Origin of the sequence: Arthrobacter sp. ISL-28 (assembly GCF_018613875.1) — a bacterium.
GTDB lineage: Bacteria > Actinomycetota > Actinomycetes > Actinomycetales > Micrococcaceae > Arthrobacter.
The window spans coordinates 1-17750 of record NZ_JAGGPJ010000047.1; the positions used below are offsets into that span (position 1 = coordinate 1).

A 17750-nucleotide genomic window follows, 5' to 3' on the forward strand; every position below is an offset into this window, starting at 1 on the left:
CCCAGAGCAGCTTCGACGCCGCCTTCAGCGCCAAGGGCTGAAACGGGAGACCTTCACGGCGCACACCATCTGTAAGGCAACAGCGGACGACGCCGGGCCGCTGGCTGAGCTGACGGCCGTCGCCCGTGCACGCCGACGTAGAGTCCGCGGCCGCCAGCTAGTGGCTGCCCTCAGGCACCCGATGCCAGCGAATCCTGTCTCTGATTGTCGTGCACCGCGCCCTCGTGCAACGCGCCTGGCCCGGAAATCCCGCGCGGCGATCCCTGCTCCAGGATCTGCTGGAACAAGTCCAGATGGTCAGCGACCATGCGTTCGGAGCTGAACTGTTTCTTGACGGAGGCGCGGCAGGCGGCCCGGCTGATCAAGGCAGTCTGGGCCAGAAGCGCCGGCAATTCCTCGAGGGAAGCCAGGTATCCGGTGGTGCCGTGTTCCACGATTTCCGGTGCTGACCCGATGGGGGTACCCACCACCGGCGTTCCTGTGGCGAGGGCTTCGATCATGACGAGGCCGAAGGGTTCAGACCACTGAATGGGATTGAGGAAGGCGAAGGCGCCGCCCATCAGGGCATACTTCTCGGCATCCCCGATCTCCCCGATGAACTCCTCGTTGGATCCAAGGAGCGGCTCGATAACGTCCCGGAAGTAGGACCATTCATCCGGCTCGCGCATTTTCGCCGCGATACGCAGCGGAACTCCGGCTTGCCGGGCAAGGTTGATGGCTTCAAGAACCCCCTTGTCCGGGCACATCCGGCCTACAAAGCATGCATAGCCGCCTTGGCCCGTGCCCTCAGGGACGGTGGAGAGGTCCATCCCGTGGTGGATAACGCGTGCAATGGGCACGTCAGGAGCACGGCTGACCTGGTCCCGGGAAATGGCGATGATGTCGGCATTTCTCCCGATGGCACGGTAAACGTCCACTGCCGAAGGCGTCAGGTTTCCGTGAATCGTCGTGACCACGGGCATCGAGGAGGGACGGTGCGTGTAGAGGGGACCGGCAAGCGTATGGTCGTGGATGATGTCCGCATCACCCATCCCCCGATACGCGCGTATCACGTGGCTCAGTTCCGACAGAGTGGTGCCCAGTTCCACAGGTTCCGAGCTTCTCATATCCGGAACCCGGGGGACCGGGCATTTGCTGTCGGAAGGAACGGCCAGCAGGACCTCATGGCCTGCGGCGGCAAAACCGCGGGCAAGGCTGTCCACCACCCGTTCGATTCCGCCATAAGTGGGTGGCGGCACCGGAATCCACGGTCCCGCTATTAGTCCTATCCGCATTCTTGGCCTCCAGGAGAACGGCAAACCAGGTTCCCCCATGACCAACGCCTGAGTTTGTTCCGAAAGGCATTTGCTTAGCCTACTGTTCCGACTATGATCCGAAAGCGGGCCCATGACAAGGCCTTTTGTGGCCCAGCCAACACAGCCGCGCAGGAATGCCCTCACCTTCATCGCGGTTGTGGCAAGCATGAAGATTGAAATCTGGTCAGACGTCGCGTGTCCCTGGTGCTACATCGGCAAACGCCGCTTCGAGGCCGCCCTGGCTGCGTTCCCGCACCGCGATTCGGTGGAGGTGCAGTGGCGCAGTTACCAGCTGGACCCTTCGCTGCCCGAGCATTACGACGGCACTGAACTCGACTACCTCAGCACCCGCAAGGGCATGGCACCGACTCAGGTTTCCCAGATGTTTGACCATGTGGCCGCCCAGGCCAAGGGTGAGGGCCTCAACTATCGGTTTGACGCCGTCGTCGTTGCCAACAGCTTTACGGCACACCGCCTCATCCATCTCGCCGCAGCGCATGGCAAGCAGGACGCTGCCAAGGAACGGCTGCTCAGCGACCACTTCGAGCACGGCAAGGACATCGGCAGCCGCGACTACCTCGCAGAACTCGGTGCGGAGCTGGGGCTCGAGGCCGGCGAGGTCGCGGAATTGTTCACGTCCGACAAGTACGCCGACGACGTCCGCCATGACGTCGCCGAGGCACGGGCCCTGGGCATCAGCGGGGTCCCGTTCTTCGTCATCGACCGGAAGTTCGGACTCTCCGGCGCCCAGCCATCCGCCACATTCAGTGCTGCGCTCGAACAGGCCTGGCAGGAATCACATCCGCTCGTGATGGTCAACGCAGGAGAAACGGAGGACGCGGCGAAGGACGGCGGAGCGTGCGGTCCGGACGGCTGCGCCGTCTGATTGCCGGGGGTTACTTTCTCAGGAGTTTTGTCCCGGGTTTTAGTGACAGATGGCGGTAAGGTGTCCGTATGCCACGGATTTCGGCCCCCAGCAACGCTGCGCAGCGCGCCGAGACCCAGCGCCGCATCCTCAACGCCTTCGGCGAACTGCTCTTCACGCATGGGCTGCCGGGGCTGACCATGACGGACGTGGCGCGGCATGCGGGAATCGGGCGCACGGCCGTGTACAACTACTATGCCGACATCGAAGAACTGCTCATCGCCTACGCCCTGGTCGAAACGGAGCGATTTCTGGCGGAGCTGCGGGAGTCCCTCAACCGTCTCGACAACCCAGTGGACCGGCTCGCCCTGTATGTGCGCGCCCAGGTGGAAGACCTTAGCCGCCGTCACCTGCCACCGGGCGCGGCCATGGGCGCAGTCCTGTCGCCGGCTTCCTTCGCCAAGCTCGCTGATCATGTGGGCGGCCTCAGCGACCTCCTGCAGGACATCCTGCGCGAAGGCATGGAGCAGGGCTACCTCCCCGTGGCCGACGTCCGGCAGCAGGCGCAGCTGATCCACGGAACCCTGTCCTCCAGCGCGGCGCGCGGGAACGGGGAAGCGGAGGATCTGGAGGCACGGATTTCAAGGACAGTGCGCTTCATCCAGCTGGGTGCCGGTGCAAGGTTCGACGACGCCGGCCGGCCCGTTCGGCTCGGCGGGCAGCCAGGGGCGGCCGGCTAGGATCAGCGCTTGGCGGTCTGTGTGGGAGTGACCGGCAGCTGGGCCTCATCGGTGATGCGCCTGCTTTCGCGCGGGCAGCTCAGCAGGCCAGGAGTCTGGTCCACCAGCTCAGGCTTGGCCAGGCCCCGGTAGTCGCCGGTCAGGATCACATCCACGCTGGCATCCGAGCGGCCGTCCTGGAAATAGTCCGAACCCGGCACGTTCCGTTGGACGGTGAAGGCTGCGGCCTGCCCGGCGGCGCCGGACACGACGGCCGCCACGCCCCGGTAACCCGTTTCAATGTTGCCCACCTTGCCCACGCCGAATTTCCGGGCCTTGAACTCGTCGGCGGCCGACCTGGCAAGGCCCGCCCGGCTTGTTGCGTTGAAGACGTTGACCTTGACCTTGGCAGGGGGCAGGTAGTCGAACGTCGTGGCGGGGCAGGCGGATGCCTTTGCCTGGCCTTCATCGGGCGTCGGAAGTTTGATCTGCCCGTTCATGACGGCGAGGGCTCCCAGGATCCCGGCAACAAGCAGCGAAAGAAGCAGCACGAGCACTACGCCGTGGAGGATCCGGCGGCGAAGCCTGCGGCGGTTGCTGACGGCGTCATCCGGCTCCACGAACGTGGCCCGGAGCTCCGGTCCTGTGATGACGCGGTGGCCGTGGAGAACCGTGACGTCCTTGGGTTTTTTAGCCATCGATCACCAGCACGCGGGCGTGGATGGCTGTGCGCTGGTGAAGCGCCGTCCGGACGGCCCGGTGCAGGCCGTCCTCCAGGTAGAGGGTTCCCTTGTATTGCACAACATGCGGGAAAAGGTCGCCAAAAAATGTGGAGTCCTCGGCCAGCAAGGCTTCGAGATCCAGGGTCCGCTTGGTGGTCACAAGTTCATCCAGCCGCACGGGCCGGGGCGGAAGGGCTGCCCAGTCCTTCGGCGTGGTGAAACCATGGTCGGGGTAAGGGCGTCCCTCGCCCACAGCTTTGAAGATCACGATGTAAGCGTAAACACGTTGACTGTTCAAAGGAATGTGGAACCGGCCCCGGCTGGAGGTTGTAGCCAAACAGTAACCATGTGTCACATCGGACCCGCTTGCAGCAGCCTCGGGCGCCGCGAAGGTGGCAGCTGTAAGAATAGAGCCATGACTTCACCTCCAGCGAATGCTGCCGCTGTCGCCTATGGCGCCCACACGCCGTCGTCCCCTGCCCTTGCTCTTCTCCTGGACGTGGACGGCCCGGTGGCGAGTCCTGTCACCCGGAACGTGAAGCCCGAAATCATCGCGGACCTCGTTGCCCTGGCCACCGCCGGCATCCCGGTCATTTTCAACACGGGCCGCTCGGACGCGTTCATTCGCGAGCAGGTCATGGAACCCATGATTGCGGCAGGCATGCCGAGCGGAACTCTGATTCACGCAATCTGCGAAAAAGGCGCCGTCTGGTTCAGCTACACGGCTGCCGGCCCCGGACCCATCCATGTGGACCACGAGCTTGCTGTCCCCGATGCTTACGGCGACGATATCCGCCGGATGGTGGCCGAGGACTACTCCTCGCACATGTTCTTCGACGAGACCAAGCGCGCCATGGTGTCCGTGGAGCAGCACATCGAAGTGCCGAATGCCGAGTATCTCGCCGAGCAGGAGCTGTTCGACGCTGAAGCAATGGAGCTGATGAAGCGGCACGGCCTGGGAGTCGTGCGGCTGGACCATCACGAGCCCAACTCCGATGACGAGGTCGATTACCGGGTGGATCCGACGATCATTTCCACCGACATCGAATCCGTCCGCCTCGGCAAGGACCTCGGCGCGAGCCGGGCGGTGGAACTGCTGGCGGCCCAGGGCGTCACGCCTCAGGCCTGGCGGACGGTGGGTGACTCCCGGACGGACTACGCCATGGCCGACTGGCTGCACCATAACGACCACCCGGTCAAGCATGTGGATGTCCGGCCCGCGGACGGCGTGCCGGTCAAGCCCTACGACATTCTGACCGCCGTCGACCTGGGCTTGGAAGCCACCCTTATTCACGACGACGCCGGCGCGGCTTTCCTGCGCAGGTGGCGCGAGGCGCTGGTTGGCTGAGGCCGCTTCCGCCGCTTTGTATCGTCCCTAAGCCCCCGGGCAACGATAATTTCCTTGCAGTTTTTGTTGCAGCGCTATCATGCAAGTAAGAGCTCACCCCCTAGCAGCACGGAGAATCACCATTACAGACGTAACGGTCCAGGATGACATCTACTACGGCGTACAGACTTCCGAGGACGTCCCGGCACTCGCGGAAGTAACGTCGCCGGCTGCTGTTGCGCGCCTTAAGCACCGCCCGGACGTCGTCCGCCGCTCGGGCCGGTACGCGCTGATCAACCAGAACCGGACACCGTACCAGGCCATGGTGGAGGACCTGCTGTTCCTGCGGAATGTGCTGGCAGGAGCCGGCCTGGACTACCTGCTGGTCCGGGGCAACAATGACCGCCCGGTGATCGCACTGGACTGGAAGAACCGCAAGAAGCTGCGGGCTGCCCTGGTTGACGCGTGCCGGAACGAGCCCTTTTACTCCATGACTGTGGACGCCAAGAAGAAGACCTCAGTGCTGGTGGCAGACGGTGAGCTCTCCACCAGCAGGCAGGCCCGGATCTTCCGGCTGTACCGGCCCCGCGTAGAGCCGACCGGCGGTTTCGAGTTCGGAGCTTCCGCAGGCGTGCAGGTGGAGCTGTGGAGTTTCGAGGGCGATGAGCTCATCCTGCCGATCGAGAACTCCCTGACGCGGCGGACCATGCTGACTCAGGACGCCGTGCGGGGAACGGTGGAACGGTACGGGCACACCTGGCCCACCATTGAGAACATGTTCGCGGACCACGCCAGCGACATCAGCTTCGACATCGACCTGGTCTTCTCCTGGGTGGATGGCAGTTCCCCTGAGTACATCGCGGCACGGAGGGCCAGGCAGGCCAACGCCGTCCTCGGCGAGGGCGACGACCACGAAGCCCGATACCGGCAGATCAACGAGCTCAAGTACGCGCTCCGGTCCGTTTACATGTTCGCGCCGTGGATCCGCCGCATCTTCATCGCCACGGACTCCCCCGCGCCTGAGTGGCTGGCGGATCACCCGTCCGTAACGATCGTCCGGAGCGAGGAGTTCTTCGCCGATCCCTCCGTGCTGCCCACCCACAACTCGCAGGCCGTGGAATGCCAGCTGCACCACATCGAGGGTCTCTCGGAGCATTTCCTCTACTCCAACGACGACATGTTCTTCGGGCGCCCGGTTGGGCCTGACCTGTTCTTCACCCCCGGCGGCATCACCAAGTTCATTGAGGCGGAGACCCGCATCGGCCTCGGCGAGAATGCCGCAGAGCGCAGTGGCTTCGAGAATGCCGCCAGGGTGAACCGCAAGCTGCTGTGGAACCGCTTTGGCCGGATCACCACCCGTCACCTCGAGCACAGCGCGGCGCCCCTCCGGCGCAGCGTGGTGGCCCAGATGGAGGAAGAGTTCCCGAACGAATTCGCCAAGACGGCAGCCAGCACCTTCCGCGCGGCGGACAACATCTCGGTGACCAACTCGTTCTACCACTACTACGCGCTGCTCACCGGCCGTGCCGTCACGCAGACCGCGGCCAAGGTCAGGTACGTGGACACCACCCTCAGGGCCGGGCTGAACTACCTGCCCAAGCTGCTGGCGAAGCGGAACATGGACTTCTTCTGCCTCAATGACGGCAGCTTCCCCGAGGTTCCCGGCGAGGAACGGGCAGAGCTCGTCACCGACTTCCTTGAGAAGTACTTCCCCATCAAGGCGCCGTGGGAGAAGTAAATCCAGTAAGCCAGGGCCCCCGCAGTAACGACTGCGGGGGCCCTGGCTTACTGGGCTAGTTTCGCGTGAGGACTGGCCGGTTGGCCCGCTCGGGAATGCGGATCCCCGCCGCGGCCAGGCGCCGCTCCGTTTCCTCGGGGCTGACGTACTCCCCTACTGTCGGCGTTGTTCCCAGCGGCACCACGGAATGCACGATCGTGTGCTCGTAGACGTGCACAAGGTTGAAGGCCTGCCCGCCGTCGCGGCCCCGCGTACCTCCCACCGGAACGTTGAGGTCCTGCGTGTAGCAGGTTGCCGACGCAACCGACACCGGGATGCCGGCGAAGCTCGCCGTCGTCGAGTAGTGCAGGTGACCTGCCAAAATGGTTCGGACGTCCGAGTTGCGGACCACGGCTGCGAGGGAGGCCTGGTCACGGAGCTCCACCAGCACTGACAGGTCCAGCACCGAGGGAACCGGCGGATGGTGCAACGCCAGGATGGTGCCGTCCGGGGCAGGGGTCTCCAGCTGTGCGGCCAGCCAGTCGAGCTGGTCGGCGCTGAGCTCACCATGGTGAAAACCAGGTACCGACGTGTCCATGGTGATGACCCGCAACCCGTTGACGTAGTAGCTGTGGTCCACGGGCGAATCGTTCCCTGGCTGGTCCAGCAGACCGGCACGGAAATTAGCGCGGTTGTCATGGTTTCCCATGGCCCAGATGACTTTGGCGCCGAGATCCCGGCATGCAGGCTCAACAATCGCACGGAGTTTCGCGTAAGCCTCGGGGTCTCCCTTGTCCGCGAGGTCGCCGGTGAAAATCACGGCTTCCGGGCGCGCTCCCGACGCTTGAACCTCGTCGAATAGCTGGATCAGGCGGGCTTCGCTGTCAATTGCGCCGTAAAGCGGATCTGGACCTCCCAACAGGTGGGGGTCACTCAGGTGGAGTAGAAAATGACGTGGCCTGGGGTGCTCGGCCTCGATGAGCTCCATTGCTGCCTTCGCGGTAGTTAGGAAGCGGGGCGCCTCCAGTGTCCCTCTCAGTACGCTCTATCCAACCAGATAAAAAGCAAACTCTGGGAAAACTGAAGCTGGCATGTTGAAAAATTACGATGCCTCCCGCTTACTGGCTAACGCTCCTCGCTTTCGTTTCACTTAGGCGGACATCAGGCGATGACCGTTTTGATGGCTTGCCGAAGTTCCGGCGATACCGGAACTTCGGCGGAGGCGAACCGCCCCACAACTTCGCCGGCACCGTGACGAGGAACTTCCCGAAGTTCCTCGTCACGGTGCCAGGCAGGATGTTCTTCTCGGAGTTGGTCAACTCGATGTACAGCGGACGCTGTGCCGTGCCGCGGACAGGTGCCGTCGCGGTCAGCGGGAAAGTGACGCCAAAGCCGCACTCCGAAGCGGCATTCACCGAAAGCACCGCATTCCCCGTGAAGCGGCCGAAGCCACTTCCGGTTCCGTCGTTCAGGTCCGGCGGAACCGTGGAGAGGGAAGTCACATGGTGCTCTCTGCCCGGTTGCATGGTCGTCATTAATGACAACGGTGATTGCCTCCGTTGCATTCCTTCGACCTCCTCACCAGGTGGTGAACAGCCCCGACGGGGAACCCTGCCGCCCGAGACTACCGTGCGGCAGGGTTCGCCGTCACGGCACTTGTGTTCCTGCAGGTGCAGCCGCAGGTTCTGTTGGAGCAGGGACAACCGTAGGCTTAGGCGCGGCTGGCGGCGCAGGCGCCACGGGTGCCGGAGCAGGCGCTACCACCACTGGTGGCGGAGCGGGTGCCACCACCACGGGTGGCGGAGCGGGTGCCACCACCACGGGTGCCGGAGCGGGCGCCGGGGCTACCACCACGGGTGCCGGAGCGGGCGCCGGCGCTACCACCACGGGTGCCGGAGCGGGCGCCGGCGCTACCACCACGGGTGCCGGAGCGGGCGCGGGCTCAACGAGAGCCGCGGACGGAGTGGGCACCGGGGCGGGTGCCGGCTCGATTACCGGGGCGGGTGCCGGCTCGATTACCGGGGCGGGTGCCGGCTCGATTACCGGCGCGGGTGCCGGCTCGCTCGAAGGGATCGGCTCGGGCTCCGGCGATGGCCCAGGAGTTGGTTCGGGCTCCACCGGTCCGGGCGCAGGGGCAGGGTCCGTTGAGGGATCCGGGTCCGGCGCGGGGGCAGGGTCCGTTGACGGGTCCGGCGTGGGGGCGGGGTCCGTTGACGGGTCCGGCGCGGGCGTAGGATCAGGCGTCGTGGGGTCAGGATCAGGCGTTGCCGGGACAGGATCAGTCGTCGGCGTCGGCGTCGTGGTGGTCGGCGGCGGTGTCGGCGTCGTGGTGGTCGGAGCCGGCTTCGTTGTCGTCGGCGTTGGGGCAGGCTTCGTCTTGGCCGGAGCTTCGGGAGCGATCGTCTGAACCGGACTTGTGGTGGCTTCAGGCGACCGTGTGGCTGTGGAACTTGGCCTCGACGAGGAGCTGGTGCCGCCTGAAGGCGTCCCGGTCAGGGGCCGGGCGTCGTAGTAGGAAGCGGATGGTGAACCGCTGTCGCCGGTATTGCCGCGAAGGAACGGAATCGCCCAGCCTGAAAGGCTTGCAGCAGTGGGGTCGAAGCTCGTCATGACAGCCGGCTTGAGCCGTTCGATCTGGCTGATGGGCAGCAGAGTCCACTTGTCCGGATCCTGGTGATGTCCGTCCTTGATGACTTCGAAGTGGAGATGGCACCCGGTGGAGGATCCTGTGGTTCCCACCCCTGCAATGACCTCGCCAACGCGGACCCGGTCGCCCTTGTGGACAGCCACGGCCTGCAGGTGGTTATAAGTAGTAATGATCCCGTTGCCGTGGTCGATTTCCACCCTGTTGCCACCGCCCCATGGATGCCATCCTGCGGCGCGAACCACGCCTGAGTCGGCAGCGTAGACGCGAGTGCCGCAGGGCGCCGAGAAGTCCTTGCCCCAATGGAATTCACCGGCTTCACCCGTAATGGGGTTTCGCCGATGTCCGAATGGGGAACTCGGGTTCAAGACCTCGAGCGGCGCCATGAGGAAACCGGGACCTGGCCGTCGTAGCGCCATGGAAGCGACACCGGGGCTCTGTGGATTTATGCTGAACTTCGTGGCGGCGCCTTTGGCAGCTGTCTCCACCACGGTCCGGCCATAGGGTACTCTTGCGGCCGACCCCGCTACGACGTTAACCGCCTGTCCCTCGGAAGTGACGCCAACGGCGTATCCCTCGGAAGTGCTGTCCGGGTCGAGTAGCGCTGGGCCGACGACGCCGGCAGGTGGGACCACCCGCACGGCTGCATCGTCCAGGGCGCCCAGGGGAGTGTGGATCTGGCTTGCCGGCACCTGGAAGCCGAAGGCGAAGACGGAGAAGCCTACGACCACCGCCGCAGATAGGCTTCGCATAGCAATCCGTCCAGGCCCGTTAGCCTTCGGTGCGTGTTGGTTTCCCCCATGAACTACCACTGAATTCTCCTGATGTCGGACCCGCCAAACTCCTGTTCTCGACGAGCATGTCCTCCATTGTCGCCACAGGAGAAGGCGCCGGGAAACCCCTAAAACTGGGGGGTGGATCCCTGCGCTTTATAGGCTTATCCCCCAATTTCGGCATCATTCGTCGCGGCCCGCCTGGTGGCTGCTCAGCTGTCGATGAGGCACCGCGTAACGCCGGATCACCGCCGTCGGCTGGGCAAGAAAGGCCCCACATCCTGACTAAGCGGGCGCTTCTGTGAGCACAATGGAACATGCGCAATTTCCTCAGGGAATGGCAGGCAGAGGTCAAACGAACGCTGACCGGCAGCCCTGATTCGCCGCCCGAATGGGCAGAAAAGTTTGCCCAAGGGAACGACTCTGGGTTTTTTCTCCCGGGATCCGCAGTCTGGACGGTCCACCGGGGAATGCCGACCATCATCGCCGGGATCCGCTCACTTCTGATGCAGACGCTTCACCCGGGGGTCATGGCCGGCGTTTACGAACACTCCAAATTCCATGAGGACGCCCTCGGCCGTCTTGCCCGGACGACGCGCTGGATTCATGCTGTCACGTACGGTTCCACGGATCATGCCCGCGCCGCGACGGACGCGGTGCTCCGACTTCACGAGTCTGTGCGCGGCACGTACGTCGACGGGGCGGGCACTGCCCGGGACTATTCAGCGAATGACCCGGACCTGCTCAGATGGGTGCATGTCACATTTACGGAATCGTTCCTCACCGTGCACAAGAAGTGGGGCGGCAAGATCCCGGGCGGACCCGACGCCTACGTCCGCGAGTGGGCACAGGCCGGCCGGCTCATGGGCATCGACTCACCGCCCCTGACCGAAGCGGAGCTCAAGCGGGATCTGGATGCATGGCACGCAACTGGCTCTTTGCGCTCTGACGAAAGGGTTGCTGAGACAGTGGCCTTCATCCGTAACCCGCCGCTGCATCCCTTCCTGTTGCCGGGATACCGGGTGCTCTTCGCGGGCGCGGTGCTCAGCCTGGAACCCAAATACCGCGAGATGCTTGGCTTGCGGAAGGCACATCTTGGTCCGCTGCCCCTTCCGGTGAAGCTGGCTACCAAGGTGACTCTCGCCGTCGTACGCCTTGCATTGGGCAGCAGGGGTCCGAGCGAGCAGGCAGCCCGTCGGCGGCTCCGGAGGCTGGGCGTGGCGTAGGCCCCAGGCAACAGAAAACCCGGTTCCGACATTGTCAGAACCGGGCTTCCGGTGGCGGAGAATGGGGGATTTGAACCCCCGAGGGCGTTAACCCAACACGCGTTCCAGGCGTGCGCCATAGGCCGCTAGGCGAATTCTCCAGTTGCTTCTGAATCAAAAGCAGATACTAGAATACCCGAACTTTCCGGCATCGCCCAATTGAGCGTTTTGGCCGCCATTTTCGGGATTATCCGCCGGTCCGTGACGGGCCGAACTCCTGCTGGCAGGATGGTTGCCATGCCGCAGCTCCACGCCCTCGTCGTCTACGTTCCGGACTCGCATGCCGACGCCCTGTTGGCCGCTATCGGCGACGCCGGGGCCGGACACCTGGGCGACTATTCGCACTGCTCCTTCACGTCGCACGGCACCGGGCGCTTCACGCCGCTGAGCGGCTCCCGGCCGTTTATCGGCTCGGAAGGAACACCCGAGCAGGTACCCGAAGTCCGGATCGAGTGCGTTGTCGCTGATGACCTGCTCGACGGCGTTGTTCAGGCTCTCCGTGCCGCGCACCCCTACGAGGAGCCGGCGTTCATGAGCTGGCCTGTGAACGGGCACCGGTGACCGGAACCGGCAGCTTTCCGGGCCGATTCGGGGGACACCGAAACTTCGGGTAAACTGTCTGACGGCCCCTCATGTGGCGTCATCCTGTTGAACTCCCCCAGGACCGGAAGGTAGCAAGGGTAGACGGGCTCTGGCGGGTGCATGGGGGGTCTTTTATGTCAGTCCCGATTGGTAGGGTTTTCTCTGTGACTGTTACTACCGCCCTTTACCGTAGATACCGCCCCGATTCGTTCGCGGACGTTATCGGGCAGGAACATGTCACGGAGCCGCTCATGACGGCCCTCCGCAAGAACCGCGTGAATCACGCCTACCTTTTCTCCGGGCCGCGCGGCTGCGGCAAGACCACCTCGGCCCGCATCCTGGCCCGCTGCCTTAACTGCGCAAAAGGGCCCACAGACACCCCCTGCGGCGTCTGCCCGAGCTGTGTTGAACTGGCCCGGGGCGGTGCAGGATCACTCGATGTGATCGAGATCGACGCCGCCAGCCACGGCGGTGTTGACGATGCGCGGGACCTCCGGGAACGCGCCACCTACGCCCCGGTTCGGGACCGCTACAAGATCTTCATCATCGATGAAGCCCACATGGTCACCTCCGCCGGCTTCAACGCCCTGCTGAAAATCGTTGAAGAGCCGCCGGAACACATCAAGTTCATCTTTGCCACCACCGAGCCGGACAAAGTCATCGGCACCATCCGGTCCCGCACGCACCACTACCCCTTCCGGCTGGTGCCGCCGGAACCGCTCATGGCATACCTTGAGCTGCTCTGCAAGCAGGAAAACGTTCCCGTCGCGCCCGGCGTGCTGTCGTTGGTCATCCGCGCTGGTGCGGGTTCCGTCAGGGACTCCCTGTCCGTGCTTGACCAGCTCATGGCGGGAGCCGGGCCCAATGGCCTGGACTACGAGCTCGCCGTTGCACTCCTCGGATACACGCATGCTTCGCTCCTGGACGACGTGGTTGAAGCGATTGCCGCCTCGGACTCCGCAACGGTGTTCCGGGCCGTTGACCGGGTGATCCAGACCGGGCACGATCCGCGCCGCTTCGTCGAGGACCTCCTGGAACGCTTCCGGGACCTCATCATCGTCCAGGCGATGCCCGAAAGCGCACAGTCCATCCTCCGGGGCATGCCCGCCGACCAGATTGCCCGGATGCAGAACCAGGCGCACAACCTCGGCGCCGCAGAGCTGTCCCGCGCCGCCGACGTCACCAATACGGCGCTGACGGAAATGACCGGTGCCACATCACCCCGGCTGCACCTTGAGCTACTGTGTGCGCGCATCCTGCTGCCCAGCGCCGAACAGACCGAACGCGGCATTGCGGCACGGATCGACCGTGTGGAGCGGCGACTGAATTACGCGGGGAACGACGTCGGTTCCCCAGCCGCCGCTCCCCCAGCCCCAGCCGCCGCTCCGCCAGCCCCGGCTCCGGCCCCGGCTCCGGAGGCCGTTTCCGCACCGCAGCAGCCCGCCGCTGCTGCCCGGGCAGAGAGTCAGGCGGCCACTTCGCCTGCCATCCAGGCACCCGATGCCCGGGCAGCTGCTGTTCCGCCCTCCAGTCCGGCGGCCGAGCGGGAGCCCATCACCGCACCCCGGATCAGCACCAAAGACTGGCCGGTGGATGAGCCGCAGCCCGCCGCACGCCGGTCACCTCAGGAAACCACTGCCGGCAGGGGACCGGAGCCCACTCAGCTTGGTCAGCCCGCAGCCCAGCTCAGTCAGCCGGTTCATGGCGGCCAGGCGGCGGCCCCTCCCGCGGAATCGCGGCCTGCGGCTGCACCCTCACCTGCACCTGTGCCTGCGCCACGTGCGGCAACTCCCGCACCCGCCGGTGCATCTGCTGACGTCGAAGTGCTGCGGCGCGCGTGGCCGGAGATCCTGCAGACCCTCACCAAAATCAAGCGCAGCACCTGGGCGCTTGTGGAGCCGAATGCCCAGGTCGGCCAGTTCGACGGCCAAGTGCTGACGCTTGTCTTCTCCACGCCCGGACTGGCTGGGGCGTTTGGGCGTGCCGACCATTCAGAGAACCTGCGTCAGGCCATTCACAAAACGATAGGCATCGACTGCCAGATCACCGCAACGGCCAGCGGATTTAACAGCGCAGCGAGCTCTGAACCAAACCCAAAAGCGCCTACTAGCCGGGACATTCCGGCTACCACCACAGATGCCGACTGGGGGCTGAGCCCTGCAGCATCTGACTCCGCGCGGGAGCCTGTGCAGGAAACTCCGGCCACAGCAGTCGGTTCCAGCTCAGTCACGTCCAGCGCCCCCGCCTCCAGTGCAGTCACGTCCAGCGCACCCGCGCCAGCGGCCTCAAGCACCTCGCCGTCCGCGGTGTCTCCCCCCGCGGCGTCGCCCTCCGCAGCGCCTCTTTCGGCATCGGTTCCTTCGGCATCGGCTCCCGCGGCAGTATCGGGGCACATGGCCACTCAGGCCGCCGGGCCGGGCCGGACGCTTCCCCCTGCAGCGGCTCCTGCCCAACGCGGGGCGGTTGGCAATGCGGGAGGCCAGCCCTCCGCTCCGGAAGCCACGTCTGCCCTGCACCCCGCTGCCGTTGACCCCGCTGTCATGGGCGAGCCCGCCGTCGGCGGTCAAACGGCCGACACGCATAAGGGCGGCTCCTATTCCTATCCCGACGACGACTGGGGACCTCCGCTCGACGAGGACGCGCCGCCCTTGGACGAAGAGCCGCCTATGGACTGGGAACCTTCACCACGGTCCCAGCTGCGCAACGCCCCGTCCGTCCCGGACGTGCCCCATCCGGCACCGGTCCGCGTCCCCGCCACCAGCCAGGGCGTCCCGGCCACAAGCCAAGGCACAAGCCAGGGCCAGGCAGCCGACACGTCCGGCGACCCCTGGTCCCGTGCCGTCGAGCAGGCCCCCGGTGTCTGGCTCCTCGGCCCAGAAAGCAATGTGGGCAAGTACGCAGACGACTCCGACGAGGGCGGAACGGAGGCGGCGCCTCAGGCATCAACTGCTCCGCGATATGAACCGGCCGCGGCCCAGGTCCCGCCGGTCGGATTCCCGTCGGCCGGATTCCGGCCGGCCGGGTTCCCTACGGATCCGGCGACCGCCGGTGATTCCGGGACAATTCCGGTGCAGGCCCCGGGCAATGGCAGTACCACGGCACATATCCCGGCACAGGCTCCGTCAGCCGAACCTGATGAGCGGATGCCCGAGTTCACTCCTGCCTACGCCATGGCCTCCGCTCCCGGACCGGCGGCGAGCGCAGCGGCGTTCGCACCCACCGCGGCGCCCTTATCCCATCCCCGTGTCGGGGCGGCCCAGGTTGCAGCAGCGCCGCCGGGGGCACAGGCGGCCCACGGTACAGCAGCCGCGCCTGCCCATGCGCCCGCGGGCAACGGAAAGCTCAGCCTCTACCAGCGGCTGTCGAACAGCCCCGAAGCCGAAGCGGGGCGGGCCAAGGCACCGGCCCGCCGGGTTGAGTCTGCGGAGTCCTACGCTCAGGACATACCCAGCGCAGACGACGAAACCATTGAGGAGTCGGGCGTGTTTGGCAGGGCCGCGGTTGAGCGTATTCTGGGCGGAAAGCTGATAGAAGAACGGTCGCTGGACGGAAGTCCGCTGCTGCCCCGTTACTAGCCAGTCCATGTCGATCTAATTTTGCGGCCTCAACTCCGCAATCCCGGATTTCACTGTCCTGGATTCCACCGTTTTGGACTGCCCAGTCCAGGACTCACAGTCCCGGGCTTCACAGTGCCGGTCCCCATGACCGGCGTGCCACAAACGGCAACAGCAGGCAATCTTCAACCAAGTAATCGAGGACATTGTGTACGAGGGTGCAGTTCAGGAGCTGATCGACGAACTGGGACGCCTGCCCGGGGTCGGGCCCAAGTCGGCTCAGCGGCTGGCCTTTCACATCCTCGAGGCCGACCCCCAAGACATGAAACGCCTGGTGGACGCCATCACCACGGTCAAGGAGCGCGTCAAGTTCTGCACGGCCTGCGGCAACGTAACCGAGCAGGAGCTCTGCAACATCTGCCGGGATCCGCGCCGCGATCCGTCCGTCATCTGCGTCGTGGAGGAATCCAAGGATGTCCTGGCCGTGGAACGCACCCGCTCCTTCCGCGGCCGGTACCATGTGCTCGGCGGGGCGATAAATCCGATCGCCGGCGTCGGCCCCGAGCAGCTGCGGATCCGCGAACTCCTGACCCGCCTCAATGACGGCGCCATCCAGGAAATCATCATCGCCACCGACCCCAACCTCGAGGGGGAAGCAACGGCGACGTACCTGGCACGAATGCTCAAGTCGATCGGCATCACCGTGACGCGTCTCGCTTCCGGCCTTCCGGTCGGCGGCGACCTCGAATACGCCGACGAGGTCACGCTTGGCCGTGCTTTCGAGGGCCGCCGCAACGCCCTGAGCTGACTGATGCAGGGTCACAATTCAACGCCGGGACGGGGACGGCGATAAACTGATCTTAGTTATGCCGCCGTGCCGCAAGGCCGTCCGGCCTCCAAAACTCCGATTGATCCAGTGAGGGTGCACGCATGAGTATGCCCAGTACCGATGTGAAGACCGCGCCGCAGCCGCAGGAGCTGGCTGTCAGCCCGGCCGCCACTACCCAGCTCATTGTGCAGAAGTTCGGCGGTTCCTCGGTGGCCGACGCAGACGGCATCAAGCGGGTTGCCCGGCGCGTTGTCGATGCGCAGAAGGCCGGCAACGAGGTCGTTGTCGTGGTTTCGGCGATGGGCGACACCACGGATGAGCTGCTGGACCTTGCCGCGCAGGTTACGGATTCAGCTCCGGCACGGGAAATGGACATGCTGCTATCCGCCGGCGAGCGCATTTCAATGGCCTTGATGGCCATGGCCATCAACAAGTTCGGCGCGTCAGCCCAGTCGTTCACCGGATCCCAGGCTGGCATGATCACCGACGGCATCCACGGCAAGGCCCGGATCATCGACGTGGACCCGCACCGGATCCGGACAGCCCTCGACAAGGGGCACATCGCCATCGTTGCCGGCTTCCAGGGCATGAGCCGCAGCACCAATGAGATCACCACCCTGGGCCGCGGCGGCTCCGACACGACTGCTGTCGCCCTCGCCGCCGCATTGGACGCCGATGTCTGCGAGATCTACACGGATGTGGACGGCATCTACACGGCCGATCCCCGCGTGGTGCCATCGGCCCAGAAGATCGACCGCATCTCCAGTGAGGAAATGCTGGAACTGGCCGCTTCCGGGGCCAAGATCCTTCATCTGCGGTGCGTGGAGTACGCCCGCCGGTTCGGTGTACCGCTGCACGTCCGTTCCTCATTCAGCCAGCACGAAGGCACCTGGGTCATGCCAGGCGCTGACGACAAGATCAAGACCCAAGAGGGAGTTGCCTTGGAGCAGCCAATCATCTCCGGTGTTGCACACGACCGGTCCGAAGCCAAGGTCACTGTTGTGGGTGTTCCGGACATCCCGGGCAAGGCAGCCGCAATTTTCCAGGTGATCGCGGACGCGCACTCGAACATCGACATGATCGTGCAGAACGTGTCCACGCACGGGACCGGCCGCACGGACATCTCCTTCACGCTGCCCATCGTCGAGGGCGCCGATGCCCTTGCGGCGCTCCGTGCAGCAGAGGCCGAGATCGGCTTTGAGAGCATCGAGTACAACGAGCAGATCGGCAAGCTCTCCCTGATCGGTGCGGGAATGCGCTCCCACCCCGGCGTTTCAGCCACGTTCTTCAAGGCCCTGTCCGATGCGGGCATCAACATCAACATGATCTCCACGTCCGAGATCCGCATCTCCGTGGTGACGCACGCGGACCTCCTGGACGAGGCAGTGCGCGTCATCCACAAGGCCTTCGATCTGGACAGCGAAGCAGAAGCCACCGTCTACGGCGGCACCGGCCGCT

The 17750-nt window shown here is 65.0% G+C and carries 16 protein-coding genes, 1 tRNA gene and 1 other RNA gene; 10 read left to right on the forward strand and 8 right to left on the reverse strand.

Annotation, left to right across the window (positions count from 1 at the left end; translation table 11 throughout):
• Positions 1-170 precede the first annotated feature (170 nt).
• Positions 171-1274: a glycosyltransferase family 4 protein gene (locus tag J7E80_RS22370; protein ID WP_215054410.1), complete on the reverse strand. Its 1104-nt coding sequence runs from the start codon at positions 1272-1274 to the stop codon at positions 171-173.
• Between the two features lie 187 nt (positions 1275-1461).
• On the opposite strand from J7E80_RS22370, the gene J7E80_RS22375 reads away from it, so the two are divergent.
• Both J7E80_RS22375 and J7E80_RS22380 read left to right on the forward strand, forming a co-directional pair.
• Positions 1462-2181: a DsbA family oxidoreductase gene (locus tag J7E80_RS22375; protein WP_215054423.1), complete on the forward strand. Its 720-nt coding sequence runs from the start codon at positions 1462-1464 to the stop codon at positions 2179-2181.
• A 68-nt stretch (positions 2182-2249) separates the two neighbouring features.
• Positions 2250-2900 (forward strand): TetR/AcrR family transcriptional regulator, encoded by a 651-nt coding sequence (locus J7E80_RS22380; protein ID WP_215054411.1) that lies wholly within the window; start codon positions 2250-2252, stop codon positions 2898-2900.
• A gap of 2 nt (positions 2901-2902) precedes the next feature.
• On the opposite strand, the gene J7E80_RS22385 is transcribed toward J7E80_RS22380, so the two are convergent.
• Together J7E80_RS22385 and J7E80_RS22390 are read right to left on the reverse strand one after the other, a co-directional pair.
• Positions 2903-3577 (reverse strand): LytR C-terminal domain-containing protein, encoded by a 675-nt coding sequence (locus tag J7E80_RS22385; RefSeq protein ID WP_215054412.1) that lies wholly within the window; start codon positions 3575-3577, stop codon positions 2903-2905.
• Complete coding sequence (locus tag J7E80_RS22390) at positions 3570-3869, reverse strand: type II toxin-antitoxin system VapB family antitoxin (RefSeq protein ID WP_215054413.1); 300 nt, start codon at positions 3867-3869, stop codon at positions 3570-3572. Before J7E80_RS22390 ends, J7E80_RS22385 begins: the two co-directional genes overlap by 8 nt.
• A 147-nt stretch (positions 3870-4016) precedes the next feature.
• Here J7E80_RS22390 and J7E80_RS22395 point away from each other — a divergent pair, with 147 nt between their 5' ends.
• The gene (locus J7E80_RS22395) at positions 4017-4949 is read left to right on the forward strand and encodes a hypothetical protein (protein ID WP_215054414.1); all 933 of its coding nucleotides are present in this window, start codon (positions 4017-4019) and stop codon (positions 4947-4949) included.
• A gap of 79 nt (positions 4950-5028) precedes the next feature.
• Positions 5029-6666 carry a stealth conserved region 3 domain-containing protein gene (locus J7E80_RS22400; protein WP_215054415.1) on the forward strand — a complete coding sequence of 546 codons (1638 nt, stop codon included), beginning with the start codon at positions 5029-5031 and terminating at the stop codon, positions 6664-6666.
• A 55-nt stretch (positions 6667-6721) separates the two neighbouring features.
• Here J7E80_RS22400 and J7E80_RS22405 read toward each other — a convergent pair whose 3' ends face one another.
• The 3 genes from J7E80_RS22405 to J7E80_RS22415 all read right to left on the reverse strand — a co-directional run bounded on the left by J7E80_RS22405 (position 6722) and on the right by J7E80_RS22415 (position 10041).
• Entirely contained in the window at positions 6722-7633 is a 912-nt protein-coding gene (locus J7E80_RS22405) for a phosphodiesterase (RefSeq protein ID WP_215054416.1), read from the reverse strand.
• Positions 7634-7763: 130 nt separating this feature from the next.
• Entirely contained in the window at positions 7764-8147 is a 384-nt protein-coding gene (locus tag J7E80_RS22410) for a hypothetical protein (RefSeq protein ID WP_311380922.1), read from the reverse strand.
• 145 nt (positions 8148-8292) lie between these two features.
• Positions 8293-10041, reverse strand: a complete 1749-nt coding sequence (locus tag J7E80_RS22415; RefSeq protein WP_251037256.1) for a M23 family metallopeptidase — start codon at positions 10039-10041, stop codon at positions 8293-8295.
• 338 nt (positions 10042-10379) lie between these two features.
• On the opposite strand from J7E80_RS22415, the gene J7E80_RS22420 reads away from it, so the two are divergent.
• Complete coding sequence (locus J7E80_RS22420) at positions 10380-11288, forward strand: oxygenase MpaB family protein (protein ID WP_215054417.1); 909 nt, start codon at positions 10380-10382, stop codon at positions 11286-11288.
• Between the two features lie 52 nt (positions 11289-11340).
• Here the strand turns inward: J7E80_RS22420 and J7E80_RS22425 are convergent.
• Both J7E80_RS22425 and J7E80_RS22430 read right to left on the reverse strand, forming a co-directional pair.
• Positions 11341-11428 (reverse strand) — tRNA-Ser (locus tag J7E80_RS22425).
• A complete protein-coding gene (locus tag J7E80_RS22430) occupies positions 11414-11566 on the reverse strand; it encodes a hypothetical protein (RefSeq protein WP_215054418.1) in 153 nt (50 codons plus the stop codon). The genes J7E80_RS22425 and J7E80_RS22430 overlap by 15 nt, the downstream gene beginning before the upstream one ends.
• Here J7E80_RS22430 and J7E80_RS22435 point away from each other — a divergent pair.
• From J7E80_RS22435 to J7E80_RS22455, 5 genes are all read left to right on the forward strand, one after another.
• Entirely contained in the window at positions 11565-11888 is a 324-nt protein-coding gene (locus tag J7E80_RS22435; RefSeq protein WP_215054419.1) for a hypothetical protein, read from the forward strand. The genes J7E80_RS22430 and J7E80_RS22435 overlap by 2 nt on opposite strands.
• Before the next feature lie 60 nt (positions 11889-11948).
• An RNA gene (ffs, locus tag J7E80_RS22440) (signal recognition particle sRNA small type) lies at positions 11949-12045 on the forward strand.
• Positions 12044-15484 (forward strand): DNA polymerase III subunit gamma and tau, encoded by a 3441-nt coding sequence (locus J7E80_RS22445; RefSeq protein WP_215054420.1) that lies wholly within the window; start codon positions 12044-12046, stop codon positions 15482-15484. The genes ffs and J7E80_RS22445 overlap by 2 nt, the downstream gene beginning before the upstream one ends.
• Before the next feature lie 187 nt (positions 15485-15671).
• Entirely contained in the window at positions 15672-16271 is a 600-nt protein-coding gene (recR, locus tag J7E80_RS22450; RefSeq protein WP_215054421.1) for a recombination mediator RecR, read from the forward strand.
• Positions 16272-16393: 122 nt separating this feature from the next.
• Positions 16394-17750, forward strand: a 1357-nt coding sequence (locus tag J7E80_RS22455; RefSeq protein ID WP_215054422.1) for an aspartate kinase, incomplete at its 3' end; no start/stop codon positions are given.